Origin of the sequence: Nocardia sp. NPDC060259 (assembly GCF_042728775.1) — a bacterium.
GTDB lineage: Bacteria > Actinomycetota > Actinomycetes > Mycobacteriales > Mycobacteriaceae > Nocardia.
This window is the reverse complement of record NZ_JBHXAY010000036.1, coordinates 1-26,331: the sequence shown is the minus strand read 5'-3', so window position 1 is coordinate 26,331 and position 26,331 is coordinate 1. Positions and strand designations below refer to the sequence as shown.

The 26,331-nt window shown below is 69.6% G+C and carries 17 protein-coding genes; 9 read left to right on the top strand and 8 right to left on the bottom strand.

What is annotated here, in order from left to right; all coding sequences use genetic code 11:
- Nucleotides 1-142 precede the first annotated feature (142 nt).
- The 4 genes from ACFWF2_RS15830 to ACFWF2_RS15815 are packed head-to-tail and all read right to left on the bottom strand — an operon-like array spanning nt 143 to nt 10,593.
- Nucleotides 143-5,263 carry an amino acid adenylation domain-containing protein gene (locus ACFWF2_RS15830; RefSeq protein WP_379308163.1) on the bottom strand — a complete coding sequence of 1,707 codons (5,121 nt, stop codon included), beginning with the start codon at nt 5,261-5,263 and terminating at the stop codon, nt 143-145.
- A 14-nt stretch (nt 5,264-5,277) separates the two neighbouring features.
- Entirely contained in the window at nt 5,278-8,529 is a 3,252-nt protein-coding gene (gene nbtC / locus ACFWF2_RS15825; protein WP_379308162.1) for a nocobactin polyketide synthase NbtC, read from the bottom strand.
- Nucleotides 8,522-9,844, bottom strand: a complete 1,323-nt coding sequence (locus tag ACFWF2_RS15820; protein WP_379308161.1) for a polyketide synthase — start codon at nt 9,842-9,844, stop codon at nt 8,522-8,524. The genes nbtC and ACFWF2_RS15820 overlap by 8 nt, the downstream gene beginning before the upstream one ends.
- Nucleotides 9,841-10,593 carry a thioesterase II family protein gene (locus tag ACFWF2_RS15815; protein WP_379308160.1) on the bottom strand — a complete coding sequence of 251 codons (753 nt, stop codon included), beginning with the start codon at nt 10,591-10,593 and terminating at the stop codon, nt 9,841-9,843. Before ACFWF2_RS15815 ends, ACFWF2_RS15820 begins: the two co-directional genes overlap by 4 nt.
- 256 nt (nt 10,594-10,849) lie before the next feature.
- Between ACFWF2_RS15815 and ACFWF2_RS15810 the strand changes: the two genes are divergently transcribed.
- Nucleotides 10,850-11,515, top strand: a complete 666-nt coding sequence (locus ACFWF2_RS15810) for a GNAT family N-acetyltransferase (RefSeq protein WP_379308159.1) — start codon at nt 10,850-10,852, stop codon at nt 11,513-11,515.
- A gap of 58 nt (nt 11,516-11,573) precedes the next feature.
- Here ACFWF2_RS15810 and ACFWF2_RS15805 read toward each other — a convergent pair whose 3' ends face one another.
- The gene (locus ACFWF2_RS15805) at nt 11,574-12,890 is read right to left on the bottom strand and encodes a SidA/IucD/PvdA family monooxygenase (protein ID WP_379308158.1); all 1,317 of its coding nucleotides are present in this window, start codon (nt 12,888-12,890) and stop codon (nt 11,574-11,576) included.
- A gap of 132 nt (nt 12,891-13,022) precedes the next feature.
- On the opposite strand from ACFWF2_RS15805, the gene ACFWF2_RS15800 reads away from it, so the two are divergent.
- The 3 genes from ACFWF2_RS15800 to ACFWF2_RS15790 all read left to right on the top strand — a co-directional run bounded on the left by ACFWF2_RS15800 (nt 13,023) and on the right by ACFWF2_RS15790 (nt 15,722).
- Nucleotides 13,023-13,730 (top strand): siderophore-interacting protein, encoded by a 708-nt coding sequence (locus tag ACFWF2_RS15800; RefSeq protein ID WP_379308157.1) that lies wholly within the window; start codon nt 13,023-13,025, stop codon nt 13,728-13,730.
- Nucleotides 13,731-13,857: 127 nt separating this feature from the next.
- A complete protein-coding gene (locus ACFWF2_RS15795; RefSeq protein WP_379308156.1) occupies nt 13,858-15,216 on the top strand; it encodes an alpha/beta hydrolase family protein in 1,359 nt (452 codons plus the stop codon).
- Nucleotides 15,217-15,302: 86 nt separating this feature from the next.
- Complete coding sequence (locus tag ACFWF2_RS15790) at nt 15,303-15,722, top strand: TIGR03667 family PPOX class F420-dependent oxidoreductase (RefSeq protein ID WP_379308155.1); 420 nt, start codon at nt 15,303-15,305, stop codon at nt 15,720-15,722.
- A 52-nt stretch (nt 15,723-15,774) separates the two neighbouring features.
- Here ACFWF2_RS15790 and ACFWF2_RS15785 read toward each other — a convergent pair whose 3' ends face one another.
- A complete protein-coding gene (locus ACFWF2_RS15785; RefSeq protein ID WP_379308154.1) occupies nt 15,775-17,511 on the bottom strand; it encodes an ABC transporter ATP-binding protein in 1,737 nt (578 codons plus the stop codon).
- Complete coding sequence (locus tag ACFWF2_RS15780; RefSeq protein WP_379308153.1) at nt 17,508-19,349, bottom strand: ABC transporter ATP-binding protein; 1,842 nt, start codon at nt 19,347-19,349, stop codon at nt 17,508-17,510. The genes ACFWF2_RS15785 and ACFWF2_RS15780 overlap by 4 nt, the downstream gene beginning before the upstream one ends.
- A gap of 383 nt (nt 19,350-19,732) precedes the next feature.
- On the opposite strand from ACFWF2_RS15780, the gene ACFWF2_RS15775 reads away from it, so the two are divergent.
- The 3 genes from ACFWF2_RS15775 to ACFWF2_RS15765 all read left to right on the top strand — a co-directional run bounded on the left by ACFWF2_RS15775 (nt 19,733) and on the right by ACFWF2_RS15765 (nt 22,166).
- Nucleotides 19,733-20,308, top strand: coding sequence for a putative glycolipid-binding domain-containing protein (locus ACFWF2_RS15775; protein ID WP_379308152.1), 576 nt, complete (start codon nt 19,733-19,735; stop codon nt 20,306-20,308).
- A 50-nt stretch (nt 20,309-20,358) separates the two neighbouring features.
- The gene (locus ACFWF2_RS15770) at nt 20,359-21,300 is read left to right on the top strand and encodes an RluA family pseudouridine synthase (RefSeq protein WP_379308151.1); all 942 of its coding nucleotides are present in this window, start codon (nt 20,359-20,361) and stop codon (nt 21,298-21,300) included.
- A gap of 128 nt (nt 21,301-21,428) precedes the next feature.
- On the top strand, nt 21,429-22,166 hold the full coding sequence (locus tag ACFWF2_RS15765) for a type II CAAX prenyl endopeptidase Rce1 family protein (protein ID WP_379308150.1): 738 nt from the start codon (nt 21,429-21,431) through the stop codon (nt 22,164-22,166).
- Between the two features lies 1 nt (nt 22,167).
- Here the strand turns inward: ACFWF2_RS15765 and ACFWF2_RS15760 are convergent, their stop codons facing one another.
- Nucleotides 22,168-22,824: a TetR/AcrR family transcriptional regulator gene (locus ACFWF2_RS15760; protein ID WP_379308149.1), complete on the bottom strand. Its 657-nt coding sequence runs from the start codon at nt 22,822-22,824 to the stop codon at nt 22,168-22,170.
- 103 nt (nt 22,825-22,927) lie between these two features.
- Between ACFWF2_RS15760 and ACFWF2_RS15755 the strand changes: the two genes are divergently transcribed.
- On the top strand, nt 22,928-23,749 hold the full coding sequence (locus ACFWF2_RS15755; RefSeq protein WP_379308148.1) for an SDR family oxidoreductase: 822 nt from the start codon (nt 22,928-22,930) through the stop codon (nt 23,747-23,749).
- Nucleotides 23,750-23,862: 113 nt separating this feature from the next.
- Entirely contained in the window at nt 23,863-26,172 is a 2,310-nt protein-coding gene (locus ACFWF2_RS15750; protein ID WP_379308147.1) for a hypothetical protein, read from the top strand.
- Nucleotides 26,173-26,331: the final 159 nt, after the last annotated feature.

The following is a 26,331-nucleotide window of genomic DNA, read 5'->3' as shown; positions in this document are numbered from 1 at the left end:
TGATTGATCGTGCTGTGCGGAAGCCACAGCCGCCGGTCGGCCGCGCATCGGGCGCGGCTGGTGCCGAAATCCGCGCGCCGCTCCACGCTCGATGCCGTGTTGTCGAATGGCATCGAGCATTGGTGCGTGCGCGCCGAACTGCTCATCCCTGGGCGGACCAGGCTGCCGTCAACGCGGACAACGCATCGGCTTCCAGACCCGAGGCGCTCATCGGCGCATGCGAGACCTGTTCGGGCTCTTCGGCTTGTGCCTGCTCCGAGGAACCGGCGGCGTCCACCGCGGCGGCGAGTTCGGTGATCGTGGCGCACTCGAACACCAGCTGCGGGGTCAGCGCCAGGCCCAGTTCCACGGCGCGGGCCGACCACTGGATGGAGATGACGCTGTCGCCGCCGAGGCCGAAGAAGTTGTCCTCACCGGTGACGTCGTCGATCTCGAGCAGCTCCTCGATCAGCGTGATCAGGGTGCGCTCGGTATCGGAGCCCGCCACCGCATCGGTGGCGACGGCGGTCGCGGTGACCGGCGCCGGGGCGGCGAGGAGTCGCTCGAGGTCCGCCGCGGGCAGTACCCGCAGGTCGGCGACCGGCAGGTACGGGGTCTCGGCGAAGGCGCGCAGGGTGGCTGCCAGCGCGTCGGCGATGAGTGCCGCGGTGGCCGGATCGTAGAGATCGGCGTTGACGACGACCCGCACGTCCATGCCGCCGTCGGCGGTCACGTTCAGGCTCAGGTTCAGGTCGAGGAACGAGACGTCGAAGTCGGCGGGCAGCACCGTGACCGTCGACGCGCCCGAGGTCGCGAACGGCAGTGTGGCGGGTGCCCAGTCGGCGCCGCGGAAGTGGATCATGCTCTGGAACAGAGGGTTCCGTGAGCGGGAGCGGCGCGGGTTGAGCGCCTCGACGAGGCGTTCGACCGGCAGTTCCTGGTGCGCGTTGGCGTCGAGCACGACATTGCGGGCACCGATCACGGTATCGCGCAAGGTCGGTGCGCCCGACAGGTCGTTGCGCAGCACCACCATGTTGGCGAACAGGCCGATCAGGTTCGTCGTCGCCGAATCGGTGCGGGCCGCCACCGGGGTGCCGAGGGTGATGTCGGTGCCGCCGCCGAGGGTGTGCAACAGCGTGGCGACCGCGGCCTGGCAGACCATGAACTCGGTGGCGCCGCTGCGCATCGCGAGCGATTCGAGACCGGATCGCACGGAAGCGGGCAGCGCGAAGGTGACCACCTCGCCGCGCTTGCCGAGCACCGGCGGACGCGGACGGTCGTGGGCGACCGCGATCTCCTCGGGCACACCGGCCAGCTGGGTTCGCCAGAATTCGATCTGGGTCTGCGCGAACTCGCTCGGCTCGGCCTGGTCGAACAGCTCACGTTGCCACAGGGCGTAGTCGGCGAACTGGATCGGCAGCGGGCTCCAGCCCGGCGCGTCACCCTGCTCGCTGCGCGCCCGGTAGGCGACGGTGAGGTCGTCGAGCAGCACGCCGAAGGAGGCGTGGTCGGCGACGATGTGGTGCACGAGCAGCGACAGCACATGGGTGTCCGCGTCGAGCACCAGCAGTTCGGCGCGGATCAGCGGCTCGCCGTCGAGGGTGAAGGCGTAGTCGGCGATGGCCGCCAGTTCCGCGGTGAGCTCGCCGGGAGCGATCTCCCTGATGGGCAGCGGTACCGCGGTGGCGGGGTGCACGACCTGGTAGGGAACGCCGTCGTGTTCGGGGAACGTGGTGCGCAGGGACTCGTGCCGGGCGACGACATCATCGAGTGCCGAACGCAGTGCGGCGATGTCGAGCGCACCGTCGAAACGCAGGGCCAGCGGCAGATTGCCGACCGAGCCGGCGCCTTCCATGCGGTACTGGAACCACATGGCCAGCTGCGAGTACGACAGCGGAATCCGCTCGCCGCGCGCGCGTCCGCCGATCACGGGGCGGCTCGAGGGTACGGAGACACCGGAGGTGTCCGCCGACTCGCCGTCAGCGCCCGCCGAACCGGAACCGGAACCGACGCTCGGCTCCGCGGCGGGTTCGTCGTCCAAATCGGAGTCGACAGCGTCGAGGTCGATATCGAACTCGGCCAGGAAGCGGGCGACCAGGTTGGCGGCCAGTGCCGCCGGGGTCGGGCTGTCGAAGACGACGCGAACGTCCAGCTCGACGCCGAACTCGGCCCGCACCTGGGCAACCAGACGCGCGGCCAGCAGCGAGTGCCCGCCGAGTTCGAAGAACGAGTCCTCCGCACCGACCTCGTCGAGGTTGAACAGGGCGCCGAACAGGGCGCACACCTTGCGCTCGGTGGCCGTCGCCGGGGCGCGGTGGGTGCGCACGACCGCGGGGGTCGCCGCGGGCAGCGCGCGCTTGTCGAGCTTGCCGTTGACGGTCAGCGGGATCTCGGGGATCACCGCGAACGCACTGGGCACCATGAACTCCGGCAGCGCGCCGGCGGCGAAGGCGTGCACCTGTTCGAGGTCGACGGTGCCTTCGGCCGGCACCACGTAGGCGGCCAGCATGGCGCCGATGGCGGGGTCCTCGGTCACCACGACGACGCAGTGCGCGACGGCGGGATGCGCGGCGATCGCGGCCTCGACCTCGCCGAGTTCGATGCGGAAACCGCGCACCTTCACCTGCTCGTCGGCGCGGCCGACGAAGTCGAGCTCACCGAAGCTGTTGCGGCGCACCAGGTCACCGGAGCGGTAGAGGCGGGCGCCCGGGGTGAACGGGTCGGCGACGAAACGCTGCGCGCTCAGTGCGGGGCGGTCCAGGTAGCCGCGGGCCAGCTGATCGCCGCCCAGGTACAGCTCGCCGACGACACCATCCGGCACCAGCTGCAGCGCCTCGTCCAGGACGTAGGTGTAGACGTTGCGGTTGGGGATGCCGATCGGCACCACACCGGTGCCCTGCGGGCCCTCGACCGGCATGTGCGTCGAGCAGACCACGGCCTCGGTCGGGCCGTAGTGGTTGCGCAGTTCGGCCTCGAGTGTGTTGGCGAACCGGTCGGCGACCTCGCCGGGCAGCGCCTCGCCGCCGACGGGAACCTGACGCAGCGAACGCCATTCGCTCACCTCAGGCAGCAGCAGGAAGGTGCTGAGCATCGACGGCACCATGTGCAGCACCGTCACCTGGCGGCGGGTGATGAGGTCGGCGACGTAGCGGATATCGCGGAAAGCGTTGGGCTTGGGCACGATCAGCTGCGCGCCGACCGTGAGCGTGATGGCGATGTCGACCAGCGAGGCGTCGAAACTCACCGACGAGGACTGCATCAGCCGGTCCTCGGCGGTCATGTTCCAGTCGGCGGTGAAGCAGACGATGTGTTCGGCGATCGCCGAGTGCGGCACCGGAACACCCTTGGGCTTGCCGGTGGAGCCGGAGGTGTAGATGACGTAGGCGAGGTTCGCGGGCAGCAGCGGGCGCAGCCGGTCCGCGTCCGTCGGCGCGGTCGCGGGCAGCTCGGCCGCCGTCGACTCCGCGGACGCCAATTCCACTGCGCCGAGCAGCAATCGGGGGTTTGCGTCCTCGACCAGGTACTCGATCCGGTCCTCGGGGTAGGCCGGGTCGATCGGCAGGTACGCGCCGCCTGCCTTCAGCACCGCGAGCACGGCGACGATGAACTCCACCGAGGTGCCGAGGCGCAGGCCGACGATGTCCTCGGCGCCGATGCCCTGGCCGATCAGCCAGTGCGCCAACCGGTTCGCGCGCGCGTGCAGTGCGCCGTAGCTGAGCTCGATGTCGTCGGAGGCCAGCGCGATCGCGTCGGGGGTGGCGGCAGCGGCGGCCTCGAGCAGGGCGACGAGGGTGGTCGCGGGCTGGTCGACGAGCACGCCGTGCGAGCGCTCCAGCAGCGCGGCGCGGTCGGCGGCGCCGAGCATGTCGAGGTCGCCGAGCCTGCGCCGCGGGTCGCGCAGCGCGGCGTCGAGGAGCTGGCCGAAGTGCACGAGCAGCTGGTCGACGATGGCTTCGGTGAGCACATCGGTCTGGTATTCGGCTTCCACCACCGCGGTACCGTCGTCCTCGAGGACGATGGCGAGGGCCAGCGGCACCTGCGCGCTCGCGGCGCCGAGGTCGAGCTGGGCGGAGGTGACGCCGTCGATGGCGAAGCCGTCGGCGCTCTTGCGGACGCTGAAGCCGAGCCGGACCAGCTGGTCCATGCCGTCGCGACCGGCGACGCGGTCCGGGTTGGCTTCGCGCACAACACGATCGATGCCGACGCCACGTCGCGCGAAGGCGCCCGCGCAGGTGTCGCGCACGGCGGCGACGAGGTGGGCGAAGTCGTCGCGCGCGCCGAGGGCAGCACGCAGCAGCAGGGTGTTGCCGAAGTAGCCGATGAGCTGTTCGGTGCCAGCGGGGCGGTCGGTGACCGGGATGGACACGAGGAAGTCCTCGGCGGCGGTGTAGCGGTGCACGAGGGCGTCGAAACCGGCCAGCAGCACCATGAACGGGGTCGCGGCCTGTTCGCGCGCGAACTGCTCGGTGCGGGTGACGAGGTCGGCGGGGAGGCGGTGGGTGCGGCGCTGGGCGTTGCGGCCGGGGTTGGCGGCGGCGGAGCCGGGCAGCTCGAGTGGTTCGGGCAGCGGGCGCAGGGCATCGCGCCAGTAGGCGACGTCGGCCTCGGCGGGTTCGGCGGTGGGCGCGATCGCCGCGAACTGCACGGTGCTGGACTCGCCGTCTCCCCGCACGGCACCCGCGCCGCGATAGGCGGCGTTGAGCTCGGCGAAGAACACGGCCCAGGAGTCGTCGTCCCAGCAGATGTGGTGGATGGCGAACAGCACCACGTGCTCTTCGGCGCCGGTGCGGATCAGGGTGGCGCGCAACGGCAGTTCGGTGCCAAGGGCGAAGGGGCGGCCGAACTCGCGCCGGGCCAGTACCTCCACCCGCAGGTCACGACCGGATTCGGCGAGATCGGTCAGGTCGTGGGTCTGCCACTCGGCGCGCGCGTCGTCGGTGAACACCTGGAACGGCTCACCGTCGGCATCGGCGCCGTAGGTGCTGCGCAGGATGTCGTGGCGGGCCACCACCGTGTCGAAGGCGCCGTGCAGCCGGTCGGCGTCGAGCGAGCCGGTGAGCCGGTAGGCGACGCAGATGGTGAGGGCGGTGTCCTCGGCGTCGCGGGTCTGCAGGAACCACATGCGGCGCTGGCCGGGTGTGAGCGGGCGCCGCTCCCCCGCCGCGATGCGCGGCACGGCGACGGGCTCGGAGGTGGCGGCGGCCATGCCGCTCGCGCGCAGTTTCTGCTGCAGCAGCAGCTTGCGGCGTTCCGCGACGGACAGGGTGGCTTCGGTGTCTGACATGTTCTTTCGGCCCCTCAGCCCTGGTTGGTGTTCTGTGCCATCAGCAGCACGACATCGTCGAGCGACGCGCCGCCGAGAATCGCCGCGACCGGCAGATCGCGATCCAGTTCCGCCTTGACCCGCTTGCGGAAGTCCAAGGCCTGCAACGAGTCGAGGCCGAGGGCGACCAACGGCATGGTGGCGTCGATGGATTCGGCGCTGTCGCCGCCGATCACCTTGAGCAGTTCGGTGCGCATGCGCAGGTCGAGCGGGGTGCTGTCGGCCGGTGCGCTCGCCGGTGCCACGCTCACGGTCGGCGTGGCATCGACAGTGGACTGCGGGGAGGCCTTGGCCACCGAACCCGCCTGCTGCACAGGCGCACTGGACTCCAAACCGGTGAGCACGCTGGACTGACCGAAGGCGCCGAGCACCTCGCGCAGGAAGTCCCAGTCGGCGGCGATGATCATGCCGTCGCGGGCGGGCTCGGCGAGCCCGGCTTCGATCGCGTCGGCCGGAACCATCGGGTACACGCCGGCCTCTTCCACGCGGGCGAAACCGGCGTCGTCGAGCGGACCGGCCACGCTCCACAGGCCCCACTGCAGGCTGGCCGCGGCGATGCCACGGGCGCGCAGCCTGCGGGCGGCGACGTCGAGCATGCGGTTGGTCACCGCGTACAGGATCTGGCCGCGGCCACCCAGGGTCGCCGCCATGGACGAGCACAGCAGGACGCGCGCGTCGCCCGCCAGCGGTGCGGCGTCGACGAGGTTGTCCAGGCCGCGCAGTTTGGCGCTGGCGGCGGTGTGGACGTCGTCGGCGGTGATCTGGTCGAGTTCGGCGTCGACGTAGTTGACGGCGGCGTGGATCACCAGGTCGACCGGGCGGTCGGCAATCTCGGCACCGAAGGCGGCGGCCGCATCGGCATCGCTGACGTCGCACGCCCGCACCACGATCTCGGTGCTGCCGAGACCACGCAGGCGAGTCAGTTCGCCTGCCAGCGACTCGGTTTCGCCGCTGCGGCTGAGCAGGGTGACGCGACCGGCGCCGGTGCGCGCCAGGTGGTCGGTGAAGCGCAGACCCAGCTGGCCGGTGCCGCCGACGATGACCACATGATCGAGATCGGTTCCCAGCGCACCCGTTTCGACGACGGTATCCGGAACCAGGCGCTTCACGAACACCTTGCCCGACCGCAGCGCCAGCTCGGCCTCGCCCGTGGAGTGCACGGCGCCGACGATCTTGGCGGCCTGCGCGGACGCGGGTTCGTCCGCGGCGAGATCGAGATGCCGGAACAGGATGCCGGGGTGTTCGATTCCGACGCTGCGGAATCCGGCGGTGACGCCCGACTGGAACAGTCCGGGGGCCGGATCGCCGTCGTGCACGGTCTCACCGCCGACGGTCAGCAGCCAGCACTCGCCGCCGGGGCGGAGCGCGGATAGCGCGGGGGCCCAAGCGCGTTCGGCGAAGAACTCCGTGAGCGCGTCGATCGCACAGGCGCTGTCGTCGGCGGCGGTCGGCGGGAGCAAGATGATCACGGTGTCGGCAGCGGGCTCGTCGGTAGCCGAATGGCCATCCGGGGTGCCGTCGAACGCTGCCCGGCCGTTCGCTAGAGCACTCGGCGCACTCGCGCCGTTGGCCTGCGCACCCGGCGCGCTCGCGCTATTCGCCTGCGTACCCGGCACGAGAACGCGCGCGTCGGCGCCGTGGCGGTCGGCAGCGGTGACCAGCGCGGCGGCCAGCTCGGCGCAGTCGCCCGTCGGGTCGACGAGGAGCAGGCTGCGCGGTGCGGTGAGCGACCGGCGCTGCAGCGGAGTCCACTGTTCCACCAGCCGTTGCGGTTTCGGCGTGGTGACCACGAGTTCGGCCGGAGTCTCGTGTGCGCCGAGCGGCGCCCAGAGCCGCTTGGGTGCGGTGATCGTGTGCGGGAAGTCGCGCAGCGGGAGGCTGACGGAGTCGTCGACACGCAATGCGTCCCAGCGGTAGTCGGCGTCGAGGACGGCGACCTGGGCCAGGTTGCGGGTGAACTCCGAGAGTCCGTCCGCGGTGCGCAGCGAGGTGCCGAGCACGCGGAAATCGCGCGGAGGCAGGCCGGGACGGTTCGGGACCAGACTCAAATTCTCCTGCAGGGCCAGTTGCAGCACCGGATGCTCGGCGACCTCGATCATCAGGTCGACGCCGTCACTGCCCGCGCTGACCACGGCGCGGTCGAACCGGACGCGGTTGCGCAGGTTCCAGAACCAGTACTCCTCCTGCTTGAGATCGGGCGTGATCATTTCGCCCAGTGTCGCGCCATAGCAGGGGATCTCGGACGCGGCGAAGTTCGGGGTGCTCATCTCGTCACCGAGGAAGCCTTCGAAATCGGTCCGCACCTCGGCGACGATGGAGGTGTGCGCGGGGAAGGCGACCCGGATCTCCCTGGCGAACTGGCCGCGCTCGGTGGCCGCGGCCACCAGCTCGACGACGGCGCCGCGCTCACCGGAGATGGCGATGATGTGCGGCGAGTTGACGACCGCGAGCTCGGCCCATCCCGAGTTCCGCGCCATCAGCGCTTCCACGCTCTCGCGGTCCATCCCGAAGACCGCCATCGAATAGCCGCGCGGGGACAGCCGGTCCGCGAGCACGGCGCGATGCGTCACCGCGAGCACCGAATCACGCAGTGTCATCACGCCGGACACCGCGCCCGCGGCGAGCTCGCCCTGGCTGTGGCCGATGGTCGCGTGCGGTTGCACACCCGCCGCCCGCCACACCGCGGCCAGGCCCGTCATGTGGAACATCAACGCGGGCTGCACTTCCCACACCGTGTCCTCGTACTGCCCCTCGTGGCCGAGCAGATAGTGCAGCGGCTTGGAGTGCCCGAACCGTTCGGCGTGGATGGCGGCGCACTCGTCGACGACGGCGCGGTAGGCGGCCGACAGCTCGTAGAACACCGCGCCCATGCCGGGGCGCTGACTGCCCTGACCGGGGAAGACGAAGCCGATGCGGCGGGCGCTGGCGGGAGTGTCGCCCCGGACCACCGACGGGTGGTCGGTGTCGGTGGCGATCGCGTCGAGCGCGGCCAGCAGGTCGGTGCGCGCCGCGGCGGCGTCGGCCGTCGACGGCGGTGCCAGCACCAGGGCGCGACGGCGACGGGCCACCCGGGTGCGGAACAGCGTGTCCGCCAGGCGTTCCGGAGTCACCTCGGGACGGGACTCGACGTAGCCGCGCAGGGCAGCGGCTTCGGCCCGCAGCCCGTCGACGCTGTCGGAGGACAGCAGGACGGGAACGGAGCCGTCGGGCAGACGGTACTCAGCCATGGTTGGTCTCCTCCAGCACCGGCAGGCCGACGATGGCGTGCGCATTGGTTCCCGCGACACCGAACGAGGACACCGCGGCATAGCGCAGGCCGTCCGCGCGCGGCGCCCAGTCGGTGAGTTCGGCGGCGAGCCGCAGACTGGTCGCGTCCCAGTCGATATCGGTGGTCGGGGCGTCGGCCCACAGGCTCGGCGCGATCACGCCGTTGGCGCCGCACAGCAGCACCTTGATCAGCCCGAGCATGCCCGAGGCGGCCTGGGCGTGGCCCGCGTTGGACTTCACCGAGCCGAGCAGCGGTCCGTCGTCGCCGCGCTCCGGGGCGCCGTAAGTGGCTGCCAGCGCGGTCAATTCGAGCGGATCACCGACGGCGGTGCCGGTGCCGTGGCCTTCGATCAGGCCGATGTCGTTCGCGCTGATCCCGGCCGCGGCGACGGTGGCCTCGATGAGCCGCTGCTGGGCCGTCGCGCTGGGGACCGCGATCGGCGCGCCCGCGCCGTTGTGGTTGACCCGCGAACCGAGCAGCTGTCCGTAGATGCGGTGCCCGAGCGCCTTGGCCCGCGATTCCCGTTCCAGCACAATGACACCCGCGCCTTCGCCCCACAGGGTTCCGGTCGGGTCGGCGGCGTAGGAACGGCAGTGGCCGTCGGTGGCCAGGGCGTTGTTCTTGGAGAACTCGTAGAACGCGCCGGGCGAGCCCATCACGCACACGCCGCCGGCCAGCGCCCAGTCGCATTCGCCCGCACGGATCGCCGAGGCGGCCTGGTGCACGGCGGTCAGCGACGAAGCGCACGCGGTGTCCACACTGATCGACGGGCCGACCAGGCCGAGCCCGTGCGAGATGCGGCCCGCGACCGCGCCGAGCGCGGTGCCGGTGGCCCGGTAGCCGCTGTACTCGTTGACGCCCCCGACCCGGGGCCCGTACTCGACCGTCGAGACGCCCATCCACACACCGGCCGAATCACCGTCGAGCGCACCGGGATTGATGCCCGCGTGCTCGAGCGCGCGCCACGCCACCCGCATGGCCACCCGCTGCTGCGGGTCCATGGCGACCGCTTCGCGCGGGGTGATGCCGAAGAACTGGGCGTCGAACTCGGTGGCGCCGTCGAGGAAGCCGCCCGCGTCGCGCACCGGGGCCCAGCCGTCGAGCCTGCCGAGGGCGAACAGCTCGTCGAGCGGCCATTCGCGATCGCGCGGGAACGGGCCGATCAGCTCACGGCCGGTGGCCAGCGCCGACCAGAACCCGGGCAGGGTGTCGATGCCGCCGGGCGCCTCGATGCCCATGCCGACGATGACGATGGGATCGGTCACGGTGCTCATCGGGCCAGCGCCTGACCGGCGAGTACCTCGGCGATGCCGTCGATGTTCTCGTCGATGTAGAAGTGGCCACCCGCGAACAGGTTCACCTCGATCTCGGCGCTGGTGCTGGTCTCCCAGGCGTAGAGGTCACGCGGGCCGACGAACGGATCGTCGTCGCCGCCGAGGACCAGCAGGGGCGCGGCGACCTGGACGTCGGTGCCGCAGGAGTAGGCGTCGAAGGCGCGGTAGTCGGCCTTGAGGACCGGCAGGGCCATCCGCATGACCTCGCGGCTGGCCATCACGTCGGCGCCGGTGCCGTTGAGAGCGGCCATGTGGTCGAGCAATTCCTCGTCCTCGGTGGGATGTCCGGGGAGCTCGGCGATCCGGTGCGGCGCGGCCGCCGCAGAGACCACCAGCAAACGAACGGACAACCCGGCGGCCTCGGCCAGCCGGACGAATTCGAAGGCGGCGATGGAACCCATGCTGTGACCGAAGACGGTCAGCGGAGCGCCGGTGTCGTGGGTGGAGTCACGGAAGGCCGCGAAAGCGCCTGCGGCCAGCTCGGGCAGGGTCTCGGCGGCGGCCTCACGCGCCCGGTCCTGACGGCCGGGGTACTGCATGATGACGGTGTCGAAATCCTGACCCATACGCTTGGCGAACACCCGATAGGCCGATGCGCCGGCGCCCGCGTGCGGGAAGACGATCAGCGGCGGTAGGGAATCGGTCCGGGGGGCCTGGAATTGCCTGATCCAGCCGAGTTCTCTTGCCATGTCGCTCTCCCTAACCGGCCGCGCAGGGGTCGCGCCGCCGTTTCACACTGTCCAACTCCGTGCCGAGGCACGGACCGGCCCGACACAGTCGTCCGGGACCGGGGCGAATCCTGTTGCACCCGAGACCGACCCGGTTCGGCCATGGACTGGCAACCACCGGGCGATCGGTCGGGCAACAGTAACACCAAGGCATTAGTATAGGCTAGCCTTACCCATCGAGGTGACCAAGATTACGATTGAACGGAGCACCTAGCAGATGAACCCCGCCGGGACTTCCTACGCGCTACCCCGCGAGCAGACCGATCTGCCCGCCGAGGTGGCCGCCGCACCGGCACCGGAGCTGCCCGTCTTCGCGGCGCCCTTCGCCCTGCGCGTAGCCGACCCGGACGGCACCGATCCCGAACTGCTCGCCGAGTGGATGGCCCGCCCGCACCTGCTCGAGTCGTGGGAGCAGGACTGGGACGCCGATCGCCGCCGCGCCGATTTCCAGGCACAGCTGGCCGGAACCTATTCCCGCCCGTGCATTCTCAGCCTCGATTTCGCGGTGCTCGGTCAGCCGGAACTCGGCACCCGCGACATCGCCTACCTCGAGTTCTACCGCGCCGCCAAGGACGAGATCGGCCGCCTCTACGACTCGGCGCCCGGTGACATCGGCTTCCACATCGCCACCGCCGACCCGGCCGTGATCGGCAAGGGCATCATGACCGGCTGGATCGCCACGATGGTCACCGCGGTCTTCGCCGCGAACCCCGAATGCCGCCGCGTCATGGGCGATCCCGACCACCGCAACCAGGCCATCTGCCGCAGCCTCACCAAGGCGGGCTTCCACCGGGTCGACGAATTCGACGTGCGCCACGACCGCCGCATCGCGCTCTACGCGGCGCCGCGCACCCCCGACGACATGCCGGTCGCCCGCGCCTGAGCCGACGACGACAACAGCCCCGCGCCTTCCGGCGCGGGGCTGTTCTTGGTTCGGTACCTCAGCGCGCGGCGAGGTGACTCGCGCCGGCACGCGCCCTGGCGGGCTCGGTGCGCAGCACGCGGTCCGAGAGTTCGCCGAGGCAGCTGAGATTGGGGAACCCGGGGCCCTGGGCCATCGCGGCCATGTTCGGCAGGAACAGCTTGCCCGCCAGTCCGGTGACGGCCAGGTCGTAGCCGATCGCGGACTCGATGCGCTGCTGGGTCAGTGGGCCGCCCACGGCGAGCTCGAGCAGGTCGGCGGTCTGCTGGTCGAACATGTCGAGGAACCACAGCGGCTGACCGCCGGTGGCGTCGACGACCAGGTCGAAGTTGTGCACCTGGTCGGCGCGCAGCTCATTGGTCAGGGTCAGCGACAACGACTCGCCATGCGGCGCGATCTTGGTGACCCGGCCCTGCAGATGGTGCACCCGGTTGTCGCCGAGCAGGCTTTCCTGCACGCGCACCGAGAACACGCCGCGGTCGGTGCGCCGGATGACGTCGCGGCGTTCCTGGATGCTCAGCGCGTTCCACTTCACCGGGTCACTGAACAGCGAGTTCTCGAAGAAGCTCTCGCCGCGGGTGTAGAGCGTCGCCATCGGCGAGATCACCGAGATGGTGAGCATCTCGTGGCGGACCAGTTCGTCCAGCGCCGAGCCCGCGGTCTCGCCGCCGCCGATCACCGCGGCGCGGGAGGCGGCCGGGAGGCTGCGCTTGCCAGCGAGGTCCCAGAATTCGGCGATGCTGAGCACGCGCGGGTGTTCGGCGAGCGCGCGGCTGCTGCGGCCGGGGCCGGTGATCATCAGGCCGTCGGCGGTGAGCTCGGTGCGGTGGCCGTCGGCGTCGACGACGCCGACCTGCCACTGGTCACCGACGGCGTTGCCGCCGTGGCGAATCTGCTCGACCCGGCCGAGCACGAGCTCGAGGTCGATGGACTTGGCGACCCACTGCAGGTACTTGGCCCACACGTGATGCTGCGGGCTGGGCCTGCCGCGGTCGATCCACTCGGCGTAGGTGCCGTGCTCGATCAGGAACGAGGTCCAGCTGAACGCGGACATCGCCTGGTCGATGTCGCGGTTGCGCCCGCGCGCCCAGGTGGAGTGATACGGGAAGCCGATGTCCTTTTCGGGGCTGGTGCCGAGCCGGTGCTGGCCGTCGGTCCAGCCGCCGCTGGGCAGCCAGTTGCCGCCGACCGCGTGCGACTCGACGACGACAACGCGCGGCGCGGGCAGGCCGAGCGTGCGCAGGACGTGCGATTTCGCTGCCACCGCAAGGGCTTTCGGCCCCGCTCCGACTACCAGGAGGGTTTCCACCGGTTCGTTCTCCACTCTCTCACGCATATCGCGCCGGGATCGTCCGCAGGGCGACTGCCCGGACACGATCCTCATATTTGCATAGGCTTACCTTAGCTGGCCAGCGAGGCCCGGTGTGTCCATGCAGACAAACAAGTGACCTTAGGCTAACCTAACGGCATGGGTAAGGGATTGAACGGCCTGATTACCAAGGCCTGGGGCGGCGCCGACTACAAGCTGACGGTGACATCCAACGAGCAGATCACCGACAAGTTCGTGCGGATCGGCTTCACCATGGGTGGTCTGCTCGCCGACCACCCGGTGCACCCCACCCAGTGGGTCCGCCTGTGGATTCCGGACGCCGAGAGCGACAAGCTGCACCACCGCGGCTACACCCTCGTCGACCCGAACCCGGAGGCCGACACCGCCAGCATCGACTTCGCGCTGCACAACGGCCCGGCCGCCGACTGGGCGCTGCGCGCCGAGCCGGGCGACCTCCTCGACGTCACCGTGCTCGGCTCGGACTTCCAGCTGCCGGAACAGAATCCCAGCGAGTACGTCGTCTTCGGCGACACCGCCTCGCTGCCCGCCATCAACTCGCTGCTCGACGCCATCGGCGATACCCCGGCCCGGGTGTGGCTGGAATGGCAGTACGAGTCCGACCAGACCATCCCGGTGCGCAACAAGCCGCACCACCAGCTCACCTGGCTGCAGCGCGTCGACGACGGCCGCCTGATGCGCGAGGCCGCGCAGGAGATGAACTGCGCCGCGGACGCGTTCGCGTGGGTCGCCTGCTGCGGGCAGACCACCCGCTCGATCGTGAAGACCCTCAAGGGCCAGCACGCGCTGCCCAAGACCGCGGTCAAGTCGCAGGCTTACTGGAAGTAAGGCCGGGAGTCATCCCCCAGGCTGACGGCGATCGGTCCTCACGGCTGATGCGGGCGTAGTCGATACTGCGGCAAGCTGATCGGGCAAGTCGGGAACTCCCGAGCCGATCAGGTCGAATCGAGCGCCCGTGTCTGTCATCGATGCCGTATTGCTGGTTTCCACCGTGGCGCTGGCGATCGCGCTGGTCGCGGCGCCCCGGATCGGCAGGCGGGTGGCGCCGTTCGCCCTGCCGGTGCTGATCATCGGCAGTCTGCTGCTGTGGGTACTCGAAGGCTATCGGCACTGGTGGCCGCTGTACCTGCTGATCGTGGCGATGTTCGCGTTCGTGGTGACCGATGCGGCCGGGACCCGCCGCCGGGTGTGGTTCCGCGCTGGGATCGGCGTGGTTGCCGTGGTGTCGATCCTGCCGTGGGCGGTTCCGCCCTCCCCGGAACTGCCTGAACCCACCGGCCCCTACGCGGTCGGGTCGGAGATCTTCCGGTGGGTCGACGAGCAGCGGCCCGAACCGGCGACCGCGGCCGACGATCGGCGCAATGTCGTTGTCCAGGCGTGGTATCCGACCGAGATCGAGTCCGGACGGCAGTGGGTGTATCTCGACGGGCGCGACCAGCTGCCGTCGCGAGTATCCGGGATTCCGGGGTTCTTGCTGTCGGATGTCAGCATCGACACCAACGCGACGGCCGATGTTCCGGTGTCACCGGCCAGGGACCGCTGGCCGGTGGTGCTGTTCTCCCCCGGCTATGGTGCGCCGCGCGCCTTCTACTCCGGACTGATCGCCGACCTCGCCAGCCGCGGTTTCATCGTCCTCGCCGTCGACCATCCCTACGAATCGGCCGTGACCGAGCTCGCCGACGGCACCATCGCCACGACCGTCGAGAACATCTCCGCCGACGACCCCGACGCCATCCGATTCATGACCGAACGCGTCGAAACCCGCACTGCCGACCTGCGATTCGTCCTCGACCAGCTGGCTCGCCCGGAAATCCTCGGCCCCATCGAGAACAGGGTCGACCCCGCGCATCTCACGGTGATCGGCCATTCCCTCGGCGGCGCCGCCGCACTGGCTGCCCTGTCGGCCGACCAACGGTTCACCGCCGCGGCGAATCTCGACGGCACCCTCTACGGCGACCTTCCCGAGCGCGCGCTGAACCGGCCGGTCCTGTTGCTGGAGAGCGATCATGCCGAGACCGGCCACTCCCAGCGCTACCTCGACGGTAACCGCGGTCTCCTGGAACGGTTGCAGGCGAACGGTTTCCGGTACGAGTTCAGCGAGGCCGACCACTACAGCTTCACCGATGTCCCCCAATTCCTCGCCGCCCCGGTGCGTTTCGTGGTCACCAGGATGATCGGCGGGTCCAGGGGCGCGGCGAATACCCAACGCGCCACCAACGACATTCTGACGCCGTTCCTGCTGGGCAGACACGGCGAGGTCGACGCCGCCGCGACCGGCCATTCCGGGGTGACGGGCGGCCCGGTGCGCCGGTAGCGAGGCGGGTGGCGCGCGGAAGCGATTTCGGTCAAGGTGGACGGCGGAACGCAGTACGGAAACCACCACTCGCGAGGAGTACGCCCGTGTCCGTTCTCGATGAAAGCACACCCTTCGGTGCCACGGTCGCCAAGCGGCTGGCCGACGAGCACGTCATCTGGCTGACCACGATCGGCGCGGGCGATACCCCGCAGCCGAACCCCGTGTGGTTCCTGTGGCAGGAGGGAACCTTCCTGATCTATACCGAGTCGACGGCGAAGCGCCTGCGGCATCTCGCGCGTAACCCGCGGGTCTCGCTGAACTTCAACAGCACCGCCTCCGGTGGCGAGGTGGTCGTGTTCACCGGCACCGCCCGGATCGGCGAGGCGGTGAGCGAGGACGTGGTCGCCGACTATTCGCGCAAGTACACCCAGGGCTTCGCCGAGATCAAGATGTCGGAGGCCGAGTTCTACCAGACCTACTCGGTCACTATCCACATCACCCCGGATCGCCTGCGCGGCTTCTGAAACACGAAAGGTCCGCCTCGCCGTGCTGGCGAGCCGGACCATTCGTTGCGGGTCAGGCGGAGACGGTCTCGAGTCGCCAGCCGGTCGCGCGCTCGCGTTCGTTCCAGAACGCGGCGTAGCGGCCGTCCAGATCCAGCAGTTCCTGATGGGTGCCGCGTTCAGCGATGCGGCCCTGGTCCAGGAACAGGATCTGGTCGGCGTGGGCGATGGTCGAGAGCCGGTGCGCCACGACGAGAACCGTCTTGTCCCTGGTCAGTTCGTGGATGCCACGGACAACGACGGCCTCGCTGTGCGGGTCGAGCGCGCTGGTCGCCTCGTCGAGCAGGACGATCGGGGCGTCCTTGAGCAGGGCACGCGCGATCGACACGCGCTGGCGTTCACCGCCGGACAGCGACGCGCCGCCCTCACCGACCGCGGTGTCGAAACCGTCGGGCAGCCGGTCGACGATCTCGTCGACCCTGGCGGCGACGGCAGCGCGCTCGAGTTCGGCGTCGGTGGCGTCGGGCTTGCCGATGCGGATGTTGTCGGCGACCGAGCGGTTGAACAGGTAGACGTTCTGGAAGACCAGCGAGAGCTGGTCGAGCAGGGTGTCCGAAGGCTGTTCGCGCACATCGTGTTCGCCGACCGAGACCGCGCCGGAGTCCACGTCGTAGAAGCGGGCGGCCAGCCGCAGCAGGGTGGTCTTGCCGGCGCCGCTGGGTCCGACGATGGCGGTGGTGGTGCCCGCGGGGACGGTGAAGGTCAGGTCCGACAGCACGGGTTCGCCGGCGCGGTAGCCGAAGCTGACCTCGTCGAAGACCACGGCGGGCGCACCGGGGGTCACCGGTTCGGTGGGCGTCGGCAGCGGCTTCTCGGCCAGCAGATCGGTGATCCGGTCGGCGGCCGCGGCGGCCGAACGCAGGGCGGCGCCCAGCTGAGCGGCCTGGTTCACCGGCTCGATGAAGCGCGAGCTCACCGCGATCAGCGCGATCGCCGCGGCGGCGGAGATCGAGCCGTCGGTCACCTGGACCACCGCGATGTAGGCCAGCACCAGGAACACCGCCTGCACGAACAGCGCGAAGACGATCAGACCTGGCACGGTCGCGACCATCATCTTCCGCACCGCCGAGCGCTGACCGACCAGCGCGGCGTCGAGTGCCTTGTTGCCGGCGCCGACCGCGCCGAACGCGCGCAGCACCGGCTGTGCCTGCGCGAATTCCACCACCCGCGAATCGGCTTCGGCCGCGGCGGTGTGCAGGCGCGCGTCGGCGCCGGTGTAGGCGCGGTTGGCGAGATTGTTGACCAGGTAGAGCACCGGCGCGGCGAGCAGCATGGCCAGCCCGATCCGCCAGTCGATGAACAGCATCCCGATCGCGACGACCAGCGGCACGATGATGCCGGTGAGCACCTTGGTGAGCAGGTAGGCGATCAGGCCCTGCATCTCGCGGACCTGCTCGACCATGACCCGCGAGAGCGGGCCCGCGTCGCGGTCCTCGAACCAGCCGAGCGGCAACGCGTTGAGCTGATCGCCGAGCCGGGTCTGCAGACCACGCTGCATGCCGAGACCGATCCGCAGGCCGATGACGGCCTGCAGGTAACCGAAGACGACCACACCGGCCACGGCCGCGGCCATGCCGAGCGCCCACAGCCAGGCGCCGCTCAGGTCGTCACCGAACAGCGCTTCCAGCACCGGAACCAGCAGCAGATACGCGATGGCCTGGCACAGCGCCTGCACCACGATGGCGGCGAGCAAGCGCGGGATCAGCGGAGCGAACTCCGCGGGAACGAGGCGGAAAACCTTGCGAATCATCGTGTTTCCTCCACCAGGGCGAGCGTGCCGAGCGCGGCCTCGTTGATCTCCCACAGCCGCTGATACAGCCCACCGGCGGTATGCAACTCGGCATGCGTGCCCTGCTCGACGAGCGTTCCGTTCTCCAGCACCAGGATTCGGTCGACGCCGGTGATGGTGTGCAGCCGGTGCGCGATCACCAGCACGGTGCGGCCCGCGACGAGCGCGGCCAGCGCGTCCTGGACCGCCGCCTCGGATTCGGGGTCGGCGAAGGCGGTGGCCTCGTCGAGGACGAGCACCGGGGTATCGGCCAGCAGCGCGCGAGCGATCGACAACCGCTGCGCCTCACCGCCGGACAGCGACGCGTCGACGCCGATCTCGGAGTCGTAGCCGCGCGGCAGCGCCATGATCCGGTCGTGGATCTGGGCGGCCCTGCTCGCCCGTTCGATGGCGGCGTCGTCGGCGTCCGGGCGCGCGAGCAGCAGGTTCTCCCGGATCGAGCCGCGGATCAGGCGCACATCCTGGAACACGAATCCGACGGTGCGGTAGAGATCCTCGCTGGTGAACTCGCGAATATCGCGGCCGTCGATGGTGATCCGGCCCGCGCCGACGTCGTAGAAGCGGGGCAGCAGTTTGGCCAGGGTCGACTTGCCGGAGCCGCTCGGGCCGACCAGCGCGGTGATCGTGCCGGGGTGCAGTTCGAGATCGACCCCGCGCAGCACGTCATGGCCGGTGCGGTAGGCGAATTCGACGCCGTCGAAGCGGACGACACCGGCTTGGCTCGCCGGGCCGGTGCTCGTCGTCGGCGCGGTATCCAGCTCCGGGGTCTGCTGCAGTTCATGCAGGCGCAGCGCCGCGGCGCCACCGGCCCGCAGCGCCTGCGAACCGTAGCCGAGGCCGAGCAGCGAACTACCGATACCAAGGCCGACCAGCAGGAACGGCAGCAGGTCCAGGGGGTTCAGCCAGTCGAGGCCGACGAAAGCCAGCCCGCCGACGACCATGATCAGCATGACGAAGACCGGCATGACGACGATGTCGGAGGCCGACTGCACGCGGATGATCGGCATCTTCATCCGATGCGCCGCCTGCACCTGACCGTCGACCGCGTTCTGGAACTCGGTGTGCGCCTTGCCCGCCTGACCGAACGCCCGCACGACCTGGATGCCGTCGACGAATTCGATGGTGGCCTCGGAGGTACGCCGTTCCCAGCGGGTGTAGACGGCGAGGCGATCGCGGCCGTCGCGATCCATGATCTTGCCGAACAGGACGAAGTAGGCGATCAGCGGGATCAGCAGCACCAGGGTGAGCCGCCAGTCGACGGTGAACAGGTAGCCGAGGGTGACCAGCGGGACCACCAGCGCGCCGACGAACTCCAGCCGGGCATGGGCCACGAGGTAGTGCAGTGCCTCCACGTCGTCGCGCAGATACGTCTTGACCTCGCCGGAGCTGCGTTCACCGAACCAGCCGAGCGGCACCCGGGTCAGTTTGTCGGCGAGCAGCCTGCGCAGGGTCAGCTGGTAGCCGGCGTCGACGGCGTGCGACCAGGTCAGCGCCACCGCCTGCAGCAGGGCGCGCACGATCAGCACCGCCACCGCCGCGCCGAACAGCCACCACACCCGATCGGTGTCCACCGGGGTTTCCAGCAGTTCCCGGCAGGCGGCCACGATCAGCAGGAACGGCACGACGGTGCAGACCGAGGCGACGGCGACGAGCAGGCTCGCCATCGTCAGCATCCCCGACACCGGTGCCAGAATCTCCTTGCGCGCCTGCGCTTCCTGTTGTTTCTGCGCTTTCGCGGCCGCCTTGGGTGGCCGGTTGCCCGACTCCGCCCCCGGCGGCGGCGCTACCTGCACCGTCATCACTTCTCGCCCTCTCGACCAGTCCACGGCAAACGTGCCAAGGGTAGGTTAGCCTAAGTTGATCGGTCGTGGCCGACCGGGGAAGCTTGTGTGAACTGCCAGTCAACCCCCTCGGCAATTCGACATTCCGGGCGTAATTTCCTCTCTACCTCTAAATCTTTGAGCGCGGCGGGAGAGCGAAAATGTTTGTCACGTCAATAATTTCGGCGATTGCGGACTGCCAGGCCGATCCGGGAAACCTGACACCCGATCAAGCGCACCGGGCCATGCAGATTCATCTCGAATGCAGCGTCGATCTGTGCCGGGTGCGCAGGCGGGCTCGGCATACCCTTGTCGAAGCGAAATTGATGGTGCTCGATCAGCGGGCCGGTTAACGTTTTCTCGTGTTCACTCCGCTGCCATCCTCGGCCGCCTGGCTCCATCGCGAGGCGCGCATCGGATTCGAAGTGACCTATTTCCGCGACGATGATCGCGGGCTTTTCGTCGAAGGGTGCGCGACCGCGGTCGAGGACGGCCTCGCCTGGGCGATCGACTATCGGCTCCGGGTCGACGGCAGCTGGCATACGCGGTCGGCGCGGATCACCGGTCGCTATCCCGACGCCCGGCGCTCGCTCACGCTGCAGTCCGACGGGCTCGGGCGCTGGCAGGTCGACGGGGTGCACTCCCCCGAACTCGACGGGTGTCTCGATGTCGATCTGGAGGCGTCGGCGTTCACCAACGCGCTGCCGGTGCACCGGTTGCATCTGGCGATCGGCGACGCGGCGGACGCACCGGCCGTGTACGTGCGCGCCGCCGACCTCGCGGTGACCCGGCTGCCACAGCACTATCGCCGGATCACCGCCGAGGCGGGTCAGCGCTATGACTACAGCGCGCCCGCCTTCGACTACCGCGCCAGGCTGGGCTACGACGAGGCCGGTCTGATCGTCGACTACCCGGGGCTGGCCGAGCGCACGGCCTGACTCGAGGGGCCGCGAACTCGCGTCGTCACCCGCCGATAGAGACTGTTTCCATGCGACGCAGGCAGCAGCCGCCGCTGCCCAAGCGGCACGGCCTAGATCCAGCCCGGCTCCGGCTCCCGGAGGACGGGCACTGGACGACGGTGCGTGACCACCTCGTCGAGCGGCTGCCGCGGGTCGATCCGGCGCGCATCGACGAGATGTTGCGGGCGGGCGAGATCGTCGATCTGGTGGGGCCGCTGGCGCCGGACGCGCCGTTCGTGCCGGGCGGGGCGGTGTGGTTCCACCGGGACCTGCCGGTCGAGAAGGAGGTGCCGTTCGAGATCGGGATCGTCCATCGCGACGACGACATCCTGGTCGTCGACAAACCGCACTTCCTGGCGACGATCCCGCGCGGCCGGCACATTCTGCAGACCGCCCTGGTGCGCCTTCGCCGTGAACTCGACCTGCCGGATCTGATCCCGGCGCATCGGCTGGATCGGGTGACCGCCGGGCTGGTGCTGTTCGTGGTGAACCCGGCGGCGCGTGGGGCGTATCAGACGATGTTCCATCGCCGGACCGTGCGCAAGGAGTACGAGGCCGTCGCGCCCTACGATCCGGCGCTGGAGCTGCCGCGGACCGTGCGCAGCCGGATCATCAAGGAGAAGCAGGTGCTCGCCGCGCAGGAGGTGGACGGCGAGCCCAATGCCGAGACCGAGGTGGAACTCGTCGAGCACCGCGACGGACTCGGCCGCTACCGGCTGCGGCCGCACACCGGCCGGACCCATCAGCTGCGCCTGCATATGAACAGCCTCGGCGTGCCGATTCTTGGCGACGATTTCTATCCGGCGATCACCGACAAATCCGTCGACGATTACACCCGGCCGTTGCAACTGCTGGCCGCCTCACTGGAATTCACCGACCCGATCAGCGGGCAGCCGCGGCGATTCGAGACGCGGCGCAGTCTCCAGGCATGGACGGATCTGTCCGGATGGTCCGGATCGGCTGTCGACTAGCTCACAGCGCGGTGATCTTGGTCGGTGTTCCACAGCGCCGGTCGGCGTGGGTTTCCCCCCTGAATCGGCCGCTGACCTGCGCGCACCGGACCGTTTCCATTCCGTAATACTTCCGTACACTCGGTCGGGTGCCCGAACACACCACTGTCGCCGATCCCCGGCCCAAGCTGCACGCCTATGTCGATATCGCCGTGGTCGTCGTCGTGCTGGCCGGAACCAATCTGATCGCGCATTTCACCACCGCGTGGGCCAATATCGTCATCGTGCCGGTCGCGGCGTTCGCGCTGCTGGCGCTGATGCGCAAGCGCGGTCTCGGCTGGGCCGAACTCGGGCTCTCCCCACGGCACTGGCGACGAGGAACGGTCTACGCGCTCGGCGCTGTCGGCATCGTGCTCACCGCCGTCGCGATCGGCGCGATCCTGCCGATCACCCGGCCCTTCTTCCTCGCCGACCGCTACGCCACGATCTCCGGCGCGCTGATCGCGTCGATGATCGTCATCCCGCTGCAGACCGTGATCCCCGAAGAACTCGCCTTCCGCGGCGTCCTGCACGGCACCCTCGACCGGGTGCTCGGCGTCCGCGGGCTCTTCGCGGCCGGATCGCTGCTGTTCGGTTTCTGGCACATCGCGTCCTCGCTCGGCCTGACCAGCGGCAACAAGGGCCTGACCGGCATCGTCGGCGGCGGACTCGTCGGCCAGATCATCGGCATCACCCTCGCCGTCGCCGCGACCGCCGCCGCGGGCGTCGTCTTCACCTGGCTGCGCAGACGCAGCGGCAGCCTGCTCGCCCCGATCGCCCTGCACTGGTCGCTCAACGGCGCGGGCGCACTCGCCGCGGCCATCGTCTGGCACACGGCGCTGCGCTGAGTCAGCGGTCGGTCGCCAGGGCCGGGTCGGTGGCGCGGACGGCGGCGAAGACGCCCGCGCAGACCGAGACCAGGTCGTCGGGGTGGGTGCTGCGGTTGTCCATCAGCCAGTCGACGAGTAGGTGGTTGACGCCGCCGACGATGGTGACGCAGGTCAGGCGGCTGCGTTCGGGGAGCGGCTGGGCGCGGGCGGTGGCCCACAGGCCCGCCACCAGTTCGGCGTAGTCGCGAAGCTCGCCGTGTCGGCGCTGCTCCATGCGTGCGGAGACGCCGACCACCTCGATCAGCACGACCCTGGCTCGGCGCGGGTCTTCGGTGAGATAGCCGATGAACGCGGCAAGGCCCGCGGTGATCACGTCGTCGAGGTCGGGGCCTGCCGTGCGCAGCGCGGTCTGGGTGCGGTCGCGCAGGCCCGCGGTCGTCTCGTCGTAGAGGGCGGCCAGGCAGGCCTCGCGGTCGCGGAACGATTCGTAGAAATAGCGTTCGGTGAGGCCGGCGATGCCGCACAGCTGTTTCACCGAGCCTGCCGCGTAGCCCTGGGTGCCGAACAGTTCGAGCGCCGCGTCCAGCAGCGCGGTACGGCGGTGTCGGATTCGCTCCGCGGGGGTACGTCCCGAGTACCGCCGACCCGCCGGGCGATCGGCGGACTGGTCTGTCATCGAAGTCTGTCCTTCTGTGCGACTGCGTGGAATACTAGGCCACAATTTCTGACATGATGCCATGTCAGAAGCGACATTCCCGCTGGTACGAAGGGCTTCGCCGATGAAACGCATCCACGCCGGACTGGTCGTCGCGGTGACCGGCGGCGCCGCGGGCATCGGGCGCGAGATCGCCCGGCAGTTCGCCGTCGCGGGTGCTCGCGTCTGCATCGGCGATCTGTCCGGCACGACGGCGCGCACGACGGCGATGGAGCTTCCCGGCACCGTGCACGGTTGCGAACTCGATGTCACCGATGAGCGGTCGTTCCACAATTTCCTCGCCACGACCGAGGCATTACTCGGGCCTATCGATGTGCTCGTCAACAATGCGGGAGTGATGTGGGTCGGCGCGTTCGACACCGAACCCGATACCGCGACGGCCCGGATGATCGCGGTGAATCTGCACGGGGTGATCCGCGGGGTGCGGCTGACCGCGCCGGGGATGCGCACACGTGGGCGCGGGCATATCGTCACCATCGCGTCCGCGGCGTCGCGACTCTCCCCTCCCGGTGAATCCACTTATGCCGCAACCAAACACGGCGTGCTTGGTTATCTGACCGGTGTGCGGGAAGAACTTCGGGGCACCGGTGTCGACCTCTCGGTGATCATGCCCGGCGTTGTCGATACCGAGCTCGCCGCCGGAACGGCAACGGGCGCTGCGAAACTCCTGCAACCCGCCGATGTCGCGCGGGCGGTGCTCGCCGTGGTCGAACGACCGCGTTTCGAGGTGTCCATTCCCGGCTATGTCGGCCCGCTGACCCACCTCGCCGGGCTGCTGCCGCAACGGCTCCGCGATATCGTGCTGCGCCGCGCCGTACCCGACCAGGTCGCCGCGGTCGCCGGATCCTCCGTGCGCGGCAAGTACGAGAAGCGCACCCTGTCCTGATTCCACCGCCGAGGCCCGCTTGTCGTTGACCGCGGCGCGGACGGCGTTTACGCTCTCTGGCAATCACACATATGTTCGATAGTCCATATGTTCGAGTGACCGGAAGGCGCCAGATGTCCGACGATCGGTCGATGGAGGATGCCGTCAGCTCGCCGAACACCGAGATCACGGCACTCGCACAGCAGGTCGCGACCGCGCGCGGCAAGCTCCCGCTCCAGCACGACACGGCGCTCTACGACGCACTCTCCGACTCCGAGATCCGGGCCGAACGGGAGCTCGCCGAATGGATTCGCGCGCAACGACGCAAACAGCGGCGCCGCGCCGTCGCCGACGAACTCGCCGCCGAACAGCGTGACCGGCGTACCGGCAGACTGATCCGCCGGACCGACGAAGCCGACGCGCGCTGGCATCGCAAGGCATTGGCCGCGCGGCGGCGGGTGTCGAGCGCCGATGCCCGGCTCGCCCAGCTGTACCGGCGGGCGGAGTGGTCCTCGCGGGCGCTGATCGGTGTCGTCGTCCTCGGGATGGTGTGGGCCGGGGTCAATGTGCAGCACAACCTCGTGCCCAGTGGTGACATGAGCGATCCGCTGTACTGGCTCAGCTTCGGCATCGAGGCGATGATCTCGATCCCGATCATCACCATCATGGTCGCCGCCACCACCGCCGCCAGGTGGGGACGCGAGCTCGAGCGTGGCAAGGTGCTGGTGTTCGAGCTGGCCTTGCTCGGTACCACCGTGGCATTGAACGCCGGTCCGCACCTGGCCGCCGGGTCCTTCGGCCGCGCGGCCGAATACTCGATCGCGCCGGTGATGGTGGGGGTGGTGATCTGGTTGCATGCGTGGGTGTCGGCGCGGTATGCGCTGTTGATCGAAAGTGCCTCGGTGGAACTGCCCGGGGATGCGAGCTACTCCCCTGTCGAGCGGGTCGTGTCGGAGGCGCGGGCTTCGGTCACGGGGCTTGCCGGAGCCGAGATCGAAGCTGGTCGGCTTGTCGGCACGAACAGCATTGCGGGCTTGGGTGGGTCGTCGGTCATGCAGCCGACAGCCCCAACTATGCAGGCCACCGCTGTGCAGGCCGCCACCCCGGAACAGCCTGTGGCGCAGGCCGACCCGGCAACAGCGGAGACCGGGGCAGCGGTACCCGTCGCGGCGCCGCGTCATACGGGACAGTCGGAGATCGGCGATGTGCGCACCGAGTTCACCGATGTGCGCACCGAGGTCGCCGCAAGCAGCGAACGGGTTACGTCGCGTGAAGCCGGCTCGCCCGCAAATGAATTCGATGCTCCGACGGCCGCGCCTGCAGGTGAATTCGATGCTCGATCCGCTGATCTCGCAGCGAAGACACCCGTCCGCCCGGCAGCTGAGCACATCGCCACCGCGATGCCGACACACGTGCCCGCACCGTCCGCTCCCGAAGCAGTCGGAAACAGCTCCGAGTCGCAGACCGCGTCCCCGGAACCCCTTGCAGCACAGGTCAGCTCGCCGTCTTCCCAGCCGGAGACTGCGACCGGATCGAGCCAGCCGACCCACGGCGTCCGCCGCCCGTCCACCGACAAGTCGACCGCGCCCGGCACTCTCGAGCTGATCCACAAGGCCGCAGCCGATCATCGTCGCAACGGCACCGACCACGCCCGCGTCAACGGTGCCACCCCGACCCTGCGGCGAATACCGGTCACCGCCGCCGCGCAGGCGACTGCCGGCGAAGCCACCGGTACCGACCCGGTTCCCGAGGCGACGGCGCACGCCGGCACCGTCGCCCGTGACCGCAACGGCGACACCGCGGCACCCACCGATTCGGTAGTGGTGCACAACGATCCACACCCCCCGGCCGACGAGCCCGAACAGCTCACCCTCACCGCCGAACTCGAGCCCGCTCCCGCGCAGCTGCGCACCACTCCGGCACCTGCTCCGAAACGGCACAGCCCGGACCTCGAGCCGACACGCGCCGCGAAGCAGCAGGTCCCGGGTTCTGAGCCGACGCCCGACGCGAAACAGCACTTCACAGACCCCGAGTCTGCGGCTGCCCCGGAACAGCGGCTCACCGAGCCCGGACCGACCGCTACCCCGAAGAAGCAGCGCACGGAGGTCGGGGCGGCGAGTGCCGAGGGCATGAGCCACGCGAGCGAGCGGGTGCCGGTGGAGTCCCCCGAACCGATCGAACCGGACCTCGACGACGAAGACGACCTCGCCGACGACGCCTACGACTTCGACGACGACACCGAGGTCCGCGCACTGGCCCGCCAGATCGCCCACCGCAGTCCCCTGCGTCTGACGCTCGATCAGATCGAGGAAATCCTCGAGCTCACCGATCAGTCGTGGTCGGCCCGCAGCATCGGCGCCGAGGTCGGCGTGTCCGGGAGCACCGTCACCAATATCGTCGAATTCGCCCGCAAGATCCGCCAGCCGTACGCCTTCACCGGCTGACCACCTACCGCGCCCCGGCCCCGACTCGATCGGGGCCGGGGACTGTCTCTTATAAACATATCCTAGCCCACCAGAACCACACACATCCGGTCTCTTATACACATAAACGAGCCCACGAGACACACACACAAATAGTATTGCGTCGTGTTCTTGTAAATT